The organism is Vibrio sp. Vb1980 (assembly GCF_033338615.1).
Taxonomy (GTDB): domain Bacteria; phylum Pseudomonadota; class Gammaproteobacteria; order Enterobacterales; family Vibrionaceae; genus Vibrio; species Vibrio alginolyticus.
The window spans coordinates 1-6,309 of sequence record NZ_JAWOSZ010000035.1; the positions used below are offsets into that span (position 1 = coordinate 1).

The 6,309-nt window shown below is 42.7% G+C and carries 5 protein-coding genes and 4 tRNA genes; 3 read left to right on the top strand and 6 right to left on the bottom strand.

From position 1 onward, the window contains the following. Positions 1-180: 180 nt before the first annotated feature. The 4 genes from R7F64_RS23445 to R7F64_RS23460 all read right to left on the bottom strand — a co-directional run bounded on the left by R7F64_RS23445 (position 181) and on the right by R7F64_RS23460 (position 576). Positions 181-256, bottom strand: a tRNA-Thr gene (locus R7F64_RS23445). Between the two features lie 13 nt (positions 257-269). Then, positions 270-344 (bottom strand) — tRNA-Gly (locus R7F64_RS23450). Between the two features lie 35 nt (positions 345-379). Further along, positions 380-464, bottom strand: a tRNA-Tyr gene (locus tag R7F64_RS23455). 36 nt (positions 465-500) lie between these two features. Then, a tRNA-Thr gene (locus tag R7F64_RS23460) sits at positions 501-576 on the bottom strand. Positions 577-781: 205 nt separating this feature from the next. Between R7F64_RS23460 and coaA the strand changes: the two genes are divergently transcribed. After that, positions 782-1,705 (top strand): type I pantothenate kinase, encoded by a 924-nt coding sequence (coaA, locus tag R7F64_RS23465; protein WP_005388683.1) that lies wholly within the window; start codon positions 782-784, stop codon positions 1,703-1,705. A gap of 7 nt (positions 1,706-1,712) precedes the next feature. Here the strand turns inward: coaA and birA are convergent, their stop codons facing one another. Both birA and murB read right to left on the bottom strand, forming a co-directional pair. After that, positions 1,713-2,678 (bottom strand): bifunctional biotin--[acetyl-CoA-carboxylase] ligase/biotin operon repressor BirA, encoded by a 966-nt coding sequence (gene birA, locus R7F64_RS23470; protein WP_033907505.1) that lies wholly within the window; start codon positions 2,676-2,678, stop codon positions 1,713-1,715. After that, the gene (murB, locus tag R7F64_RS23475) at positions 2,675-3,718 is read right to left on the bottom strand and encodes a UDP-N-acetylmuramate dehydrogenase (RefSeq protein ID WP_025768995.1); all 1,044 of its coding nucleotides are present in this window, start codon (positions 3,716-3,718) and stop codon (positions 2,675-2,677) included. The genes birA and murB overlap by 4 nt, the downstream gene beginning before the upstream one ends. A 101-nt stretch (positions 3,719-3,819) precedes the next feature. Between murB and R7F64_RS23480 the strand changes: the two genes are divergently transcribed. Together R7F64_RS23480 and pssA are read left to right on the top strand one after the other, a co-directional pair. Continuing rightward, the gene (locus tag R7F64_RS23480; RefSeq protein WP_025768994.1) at positions 3,820-4,251 is read left to right on the top strand and encodes a GNAT family N-acetyltransferase; all 432 of its coding nucleotides are present in this window, start codon (positions 3,820-3,822) and stop codon (positions 4,249-4,251) included. A gap of 71 nt (positions 4,252-4,322) precedes the next feature. After that, the gene (pssA, locus tag R7F64_RS23485) at positions 4,323-5,663 is read left to right on the top strand and encodes a CDP-diacylglycerol--serine O-phosphatidyltransferase (RefSeq protein ID WP_025768993.1); all 1,341 of its coding nucleotides are present in this window, start codon (positions 4,323-4,325) and stop codon (positions 5,661-5,663) included. The last annotated feature ends 646 nt before the right edge of the window (positions 5,664-6,309 follow it).

Genomic DNA, 6,309 nt, shown 5'->3' on the forward strand with positions numbered 1-6,309 from the left:
TGTTTTACCGTGGTCAACGTGGCCGATAGTACCAACGTTAACGTGCGGTTTCGTACGTTCAAATTTTTCTTTAGACATGAGTGGTCCCTCTAGGTACGGATTTAGGTGGCCCAAATTGACCACGCAACCAAAAAAAGATAATTGGTAAATCTAATATCAAAAGGAAATAAACTTGAGAGCTGGTGCTGATAGGCAGACTCGAACTGCCGACCTCATCCTTACCAAGGATGCGCTCTACCACCTGAGCTATATCAGCACTCAAATTAGAGTGGAGCGGGCAGCGGGAATCGAACCCGCATCATCAGCTTGGAAGGCTGAGGTAATAGCCATTATACGATGCCCGCAACACGTAACTCTGAGAGCTATTTCCTAAAGAATATGGTGGAGGGGGACGGATTCGAACCATCGAAGGCAGTGCCGGCAGATTTACAGTCTGCTCCCTTTGGCCACTCGGGAACCCCTCCAAATTTTCAAGCCATTCAGACTACTAAAGGAAAGAATGGTGCCGACTACCGGAATCGAACTGGTGACCTACTGATTACAAGTCAGTTGCTCTACCTACTGAGCTAAGTCGGCATAAGTGGTGCGCATTCTATTGAATGATTTTCTAGGTTGCAATAGTAATTTGAAAAAAAATCATAAATTTCGATTTTTTAGATTCGTTTGCTGCAAATTCGTACAAACTTAGCTTTTTTAAAGTAAACTTCGACCTTTGTCGTTTGCTTTGAAGTTCGCTTGATGTATGTTCTTGCTTCTATTAAACCAAGGATAAAAGAGACCCATGAGTCCATTTTTGTCATTTGACCGTGCAAATTGGGCCGAGTTAAGAAACTCTGTACCGATGACACTTTCTGAAGACGACTTGACTGCGCTTCAGGGCATTAATGAAAACCTAACCATGGAGGAAGCGGTAGAGATCTACCTTCCTTTGTCTCGTCTTTTGAATCTGTATGTCCAGGCTCGTCAAAGCCGCAATTCCGTATTACAACAATTCTTAAATACAGAGGAACATGCTCCCCCTTTCGTAATTGGTATCGCTGGCAGTGTTGCTGTAGGCAAAAGTACGACTGCTCGTATTCTAACGGCATTGCTTTCTCGTTGGGAGAATCATCCCAAAGTGTCCTTGGTTACAACAGATGGCTTCCTATATCCGAAAAAAGTACTAGAAGAACGCGGTATCATGCATCGTAAAGGCTTCCCAGAATCCTATGATATCAAGCGCTTAGTCGAGTTCATGTCTGACGTAAAGGCAGGAAAGCCCGATCTTGAAGTACCCATCTACTCTCACATCACGTATGACATTACTGATGAACTAAGAAAAGTGGATAGACCGGATGTTCTTATTATTGAAGGTTTAAACGTTCTGCAAAGTGGAATGGACTATCCACATGACCCGCATCGTGTCTTCGTCTCTGACTTTTTAGATTTTTCAATTTATGTCGACGCAGAAACAGAGACCATTGAACATTGGTATGTAGAACGCTTTTTAAAGTTTCGCCAAGGGGCCTTTACGAAACCTGGCTCTTATTTTAGCCACTACACACAACTCTCTGTCGATGACGCAAAGAAAAAAGCGAAGCAAATTTGGCATGATATTAATGGGCTCAATTTAGAATTGAATATTCTTCCAACTCGTGAGAGAGCCCACTTGATTCTACACAAAGGCGTTAACCACTTGGTTGATAAAGTCTCGTTGCGAAAGTAATCGAAGATTAGTCACTTTTACGCAACGAGATTTCACCACCAATATAAGTCTCTAGTCCTTGGGAGGTTTCAATTAATATTCCACCTTGATGATCGATGCCTCGAACGACGCCATATACCTCTCTAGGACCAATAAGCAGTTTGACCTGACGATTAAGGAAATTGTCTAACCGATTCCAACGTTCGATAAAGCCAGTAAGTCCTTTCATTTCATATTCGACAAGTGCGGAATTCCAATGCTTGATAAGTGTCATTGCTAGAACATTTCTATCGATCTTGAGACTCTGATTTACTTGGTTCAACGTGGTCCATGGCTGGTCAATCTCAGGCTGGTCGTCAGGCATTCCAATATTCAGGCCCATCCCAATCACTAGATGAGCAGCCCCACCGGCCTGACCCGACATTTCAACCAAGATTCCGGCCAGTTTTTTATCTTGATAATACAAGTCATTCGGCCACTTGAGTTTAACACCTTGCATGCCTACTTCTTCCAGAGCTTCCACTGCGGCAATCCCAATCACCAAGCTCAAGCCCATTGCCGCAGCCATTCCCGCATCCAGTCGCCAATACATAGAGAGATATAAGTTAGAGCCAAACGGTGAGACCCATTGTCTACCGCGGCGACCACGCCCTTGTGCTTGATATTCAGCAATACAAACACGGCCCTTTTCCGAATCCACGACTCTGTCGAGCAAATACTGGTTCGTTGAGTCAATCACAGGGACAAGTTCAACAAGTGACTCCGAGCTAGTGGTCAGGAGTGTCTCGTCTAACAACTGCAATGGTGAAGCTAATTGGTAACCACGCCCTTGCACTCGATAAATATCAATACCCCATTCACTAAGACCTTTAATGTGCTTAGCGATTGCCGCTCTGGAAACATTAAGATCGTCGCCCAACGCTTCTCCTGAATGAAACTCTCCATCACTTAATAACCTTAAAATATGAAGTTTCGTAGAGTGATCTTTTCTCATCTAGATGCCTCGATCTGAGTCAAATTCGTCTCCCCGGTACGATTGAGAAAGCGTACTTCATGCTCAAGTATGATTTGGTATTTATCCCATACCGTCTGCTTCACTAAATAAGCAAGCGCGACAATGTCATCAGCACTACAATTATCCATGTTGGTCAAAACCAAAGCTTGCATAGGGTTGACCTGCGCACCGTGTACAGACTTCCCTTTTAATCCACACTGATCGATAAGCCAACCAGCAGCAATTTTCATTCCTCCAGAAGCTGGGTAGGCCACTACGTTAGGGTATTTTTTTGTGAGTCGATCATAGTGATCTTGCGTGATCACTGGGTTTTTAAAGAAACTACCTGCGTTACCTATCTTGGTTGGATCTGGCAGTTTTGCCTTTCGCACTTGGCATACTCGTTCGAAGATAGAAGCAGGGCTGAGTTGTTCTTCTGGGATACTTTGTAAAGGACCGTACTGGTTAATCGGCTGCCATTGCTTCGCCAACTTAAGCCCTAATGCGGTGATAAAGCACTTTCCGTGCAACGCATGTTTAAATATGGAATCCCTATAGGCAAACTCACAGTCTTGGGCGTGCATTCTTTTGTTTTCAAACGTAGTTAGATCAAGAACATCTACATAATCACAGATGTCTTTTAGCTCTAGGCCATACGCACCAATGTTCTGAATAGGAGCCGAGCCAGCACAACCTGGAATCAAAGCTAAGTTCTCGATCCCACCGATCCCCTGATTCACACACCAGGAAACCAATTCAGGCCAATCTTCACCACCGGCAATATGTAATAGGTAGTGCTCATCCGTTTCCGTGACTTCTTTACCCATGATTCGATTAACAATCACTAATCCCTCAAAATGTTCTGTAAAAAGAACATTACTTCCTTTACCTAAAAAAAGTTTCGGTAAATGGGTGAATCTTGGGTTTTGAAATAGCTCAATAACATCTTCAAGCGACTCAACGATAGCTAAATAGGAACACGATTGTTCAATTCCAAAAGTATGGTAAGCCTTTAGGCTCGCATTTGTTTTAATTTGCATAGTAGGTTTGCAACACCAGATAAGATTCTCTTAAACTGTCGACATTCTACATTAGTTATCTTTTAACCGCAGTGACAATACCAGACTCATTAATCATAGAAGTGTTAAATCCCATCAAGCTCCCCCTCATTAAGAAACTATACAAAGCGTATTACCCTGCGGGTCGAGCCAAAAAAGATGAATTGATCATTACAGCAAGCCATAAAGGTGAAATCATTGCGTTACTACGTTTAAAAAGTGTAGATAAAGTTCGTCTATTGACAGGAATGTTGGTCATTCCGAAAGTTAGGGGAACAGGGATTGGAAAAGAACTACTAACTCATTGTAAAAAAAATGTTTTCACTGATGGCGATTATTGCTTCGCGTTTACACATCTCGAATCCTATTATTCCAAGCATGGATTCACAACAATTGATTGCTCTGAGCTACCACACCCGCTAAAAATGGCATTTCAACGTTATGTAGATAGCGGTAAAGATCTCATTCCAATGCAATTCATCTCTTCAACGACATCAAAACGCGTGCTTTTGTAGCCAGGTAAATCATATCTTTGATAAAATGGCAGGTTCGCAATATTGCACTAAACTAAGGTACTCATACCGATATGATAGTAAGTAGGAATCCATTCGAACAGTTGCCAAGTCTCGCTGTCAATCCGGAAGACTTTGATGTTCTGTATTCAGCAGAATCATTCAGAACCCGTCTTTTAGATGCTATCAGCAAAGCAACGTCGCGAATTTACCTAGTCGCTCTATATCTGGAAGATGATGAAGCTGGACGTGAAATTCTCACTGCGCTTTATGAAGCGAAACAGCGCAATCCTGGGTTGGACATCAATATCTGTGTCGACTGGCATCGAGCGCAGCGTGGCCTGATTGGTGCGGAGACATCTGAGGGTAATTCAGCGCTTTACAAAGCATATGCCAGCAAATACCAACACCCAATCCCTGTCTATGGCATACCAGTGCGTGGCAGAGAAGTTTTTGGGGTACTGCATTTAAAAGGCTTCATTGTCGATGATACTGTTATCTACAGTGGGGCGAGCTTAAATAACGTTTATCTCCATTATCATGAACGTTATCGATTTGATCGTTACCATGTGATTCGACATGAATCTTTAGCGAATTCAATGGTGCAATTCATTCAGGAAGAAATGATTGCTCACCCTGCCGTTAATGATCTTGCAGGAAAAGATAAGCCAGAAACCAAAGAAATAAAGTCGGCGATTCGCCAACTGAGGGCTTCTCTTGCTCAAGCCAACTATAAGTTTGAAGACCAAGCTGCAACAGAAGAAAGTGTAAAAGTCACTCCGTTAGTTGGGCTAGGCAAACGCCGTAATCTGCTCAATCAACAGATTGTAAAGTTATTGGCAGCAGCCCAAGACGAAATTTTCATTTGTACGCCTTACTTTAACTTCCCTAAAGCACTTCATCGTGAAGTGAAACGAGCCATGAAGCGTGGTGTGAAAGTAACTATTGTTGTGGGCGATAAAACCGCCAATGACTTTTACATTGCACCTGAGGAAGACTTTAAAACCATTGGCGGACTTCCATATCTTTACGAAGTGAATTTGCGTCGCTTTGCGAAAGCCAATGAAGCGAATATCGCCGCACGTAAATTGTCAATTCACCTATGGAAGCATGACAATAACAGCTTCCACCTTAAGGGTATTTGGGTTGATAAACGCTATATGCTACTTACTGGGAATAACCTAAATCCACGTGCTTGGTCACTCGACCTAGAAAATGGGCTACTCATACAAGACAATTATGCGAAGCTCACTGAGAAGTTTGAAGACGAAGTTTCGCGTATTCTTGAGCATACTCACCTTATCTGTACTTATAAGCAATTAGAGAAAGTAGAAGACTATCCTATAGAGGTACAGCGACTGGTCAGAAAAATTACCCGCCTAAAGGCAGATGGTGTTTTAAAACGTATTCTTTAGACATCATTTCTCGCTCTAAAGTACGTCGAGATTTTTATACTAAGCCAACCGCTTTAGCAGTTGGCTTTTTCATATAATCCATTTGGAATACTTAACTATTTTCTAGTACCGCTAGTGAGCACATAACCACTTAGATCTAGAGCGACTCTCTTAATGGGTTTGAGCTTTGACGTTTGTGAGTATTCCGCATAGCTTACAGCCTCGAGCTAAGCTACCCCTCTCTGTTCTGGCGCTTCTTACCCTTTGGCGATATATTTTTTCTGAGACTCATCAAATGTTCAGCGTCGAAAATCATCACCTCGCTAATGAAGAGCTCCTTCAATCTTTCATCTTCCAATTCGTTTTTTCTTTCTCATCAAGATTCAAGTCGTTGAACGCCTTTGAATACCATAGATTACTTAGGCTTGTTTGTAGGTCATATTGCCTTTCCACAGCATCACCGGCCTATAATTAATTAAAGCCTAGTGTGTAATTACGCAGAGTTCGCTTAGTAGGGATTATGTGAAATAGTCTAGTTAGGTGTATAAACACTCTTCAGGGAAACGTCGCAGTAGAAACGAAAAAAGCCCCAGTCTTTCGACTGAGGCTTAATATAAGTGGCGGAGTGGACGGGACTCGAACCCGCGACCCCCGGCGTGACAGGCCG

Excerpts from the sequence above, each read along its gene's own strand:
- coaA (WP_005388683.1), top strand. The coding sequence starts at position 782 with ATGAGTCCATTTTTGTCATTTGACCGTGCAAATTGGGCCGAGTTAAGA.
- birA (WP_033907505.1), bottom strand. The coding sequence starts at position 2,678 with ATGAGAAAAGATCACTCTACGAAACTTCATATTTTAAGGTTATTAAGT.
- murB (WP_025768995.1), bottom strand. The coding sequence starts at position 3,718 with ATGCAAATTAAAACAAATGCGAGCCTAAAGGCTTACCATACTTTTGGA.
- pssA (WP_025768993.1), top strand. The coding sequence starts at position 4,323 with ATGATAGTAAGTAGGAATCCATTCGAACAGTTGCCAAGTCTCGCTGTC.